The organism is Ruegeria sp. AL12, assembly GCF_056540885.1.
Map to the genome: position 1 here is coordinate 1 of NZ_JBQFXN010000037.1, position 1,700 is coordinate 1,700.

A 1,700-nucleotide genomic window follows, 5' to 3' on the forward strand; every position below is an offset into this window, starting at 1 on the left:
GCTACTAGGGCGGGTTCGATGGCATCGGCAACTTCAGAAGTTTGGATGCCCAAACCCCCGAGAAATTTGTCAGACAGATAAATTAGGGTCAGGGTGCATTGAGTTTCGCTGCGCTGCGTGATTCACAGCTCCGAAAACGGGGCGTTGAAATGAGCGACCTTTATTGGCTTACAGATGAGCAGATGGCCAAGCTTTCCCCTTTCTTCCCGAAGTCGCATGGCAAGCCATGGGTAGATGATAAACGGGTGTTGAGCAGGGTTATCTTCATCAATCGCAATGGGTTGCGCTGGCGGGACGCCCCAAAGGACTACGGACCTCACAAAACGCTCTACAGCCGGTGGAAGCGCTGGAGCGAGAAAGACATCTTTGCGCGGATGATGGCCGGTCTGGCTGCTGAGCACGGTGAAAAGAAAACGGCTATGATCGACGCCACATATCTAAAGGCCCATCGTACAGCGTCCAGTTTGGGCGTCAAAAAGGGGGGCGTGGCCGCCTGATTGGCAGAACCAAAGGCGGCATGAATACAAAATTGCACGCCATATGTGACAGCAAAGGGCGGCCATTGAACCTCTTTGTCGCCGCTGGCCAGGTTAGTGATTACATCGGTGCTCGGGCACTGCCCAGCAGCATACCAAATGTGGACTGGCTGCTCGGGGATCGCGGCTATGATGCCAACTGGTTCCGAGACGCGTTGAAAGACAAGGGAATACGCGCTTGCATCCCCGGTCGAAAGCAACGCAAGACGCCGGTCAAATACGACAAACGCCGATACAAACGGCGTAACCGGATTGAGATCATGTTCGGCAGGCTCAAGGATTGGAGGCGCGTGGCGACACGCTACGACCGTTGCCCAAAGGTCTTCCTATCAGCCATCACACTCGCGGAAACCGTCATATACTGGTTATGAATCCTGACCCTAGCGAGACGTGATTGCTAAATATCATTCAAGATCCTTCATGGCCAACCCGACGCCAGGCTGAAACAGCCATCTTCCAGTACATCAATGGCTTCTACAATCCCCGGCGTCGGCACTCAGCCATGGGATGGAAAAGCCCGGTCGCCTTCGAACGGAAAGTGGCTTAAACGAACACTTGGAGCGGCACGAAAACGTAACAGGTCCATCTCGGTGGTGGCCCTATGTTTTGCGCTTCACTAAAAAGCTTTGCTTTGAGTTTACAGTTAAAGGGGCGGGAAGTGTGAATTCGCTGCGATCTCAACGAAGGTCCGGTTCGCTCTTTTCGACGGTATTTGGCAAGGTAAACGCGGAAAGAGTAGTCTCCTTTATGCCACTTCGAGGAACACTCTTCCCAAGGTGTCTTCCGAAACGGCTCCGGGCGCACCGATCGCGACCAGACGAGTTTCCGGCTTGCGCGTTCCCCACTTCTCGTCCCGGGCAATGTCGATACGCTTGCCGACGACTTGCACGACAATACGGTGCTCCGGGTCTTCCTCGCTATAGACAAACCCTTTCACCCGGTAGACCTCACCGGGCAGTCCCTTGATTGCGTCTCGCAGGCCGGAGAGATTAACGGGAAGATCCGAGCGTAGCATCGTGGTCGAGAACTTCGACGCGTGGTTATGGTGATGCTCATGTTCGGGGCAACCGCAGCCTGGGCCATGGGCGTGTTCTGACGGTTCCGCATCCAGTTGTTCGGCGGCAAAGCGTCCGACCGAGAGCAGGATATCGAGTGGCACCTCCG

2 protein-coding genes and 1 pseudogene are annotated in these 1,700 nt (G+C 55.1%); 2 read left to right on the forward strand and 1 reads right to left on the reverse strand.

Annotated features, from left to right (window positions below):
• Nucleotides 1–149: 149 nt before the first annotated feature.
• A protein-coding gene (locus ACR0C6_RS21085) for an IS5 family transposase (protein ID WP_480481907.1) occupies nt 150–907 on the forward strand; the annotation gives its coding sequence in 2 pieces (ribosomal slippage) (nt 150–471 and nt 471–907; 759 coding nt in all).
• A gap of 50 nt (nt 908–957) precedes the next feature.
• Nucleotides 958–1,083 (forward strand): annotated as a pseudogene (locus ACR0C6_RS21090) (IS3 family transposase); the annotation flags it as partial.
• A gap of 198 nt (nt 1,084–1,281) precedes the next feature.
• Here ACR0C6_RS21090 and ACR0C6_RS21095 read toward each other — a convergent pair.
• A partial coding sequence (locus ACR0C6_RS21095) for a GTP-binding protein (RefSeq protein ID WP_480621048.1) occupies nt 1,282–1,700 on the reverse strand: 419 nt, incomplete at its 5' end.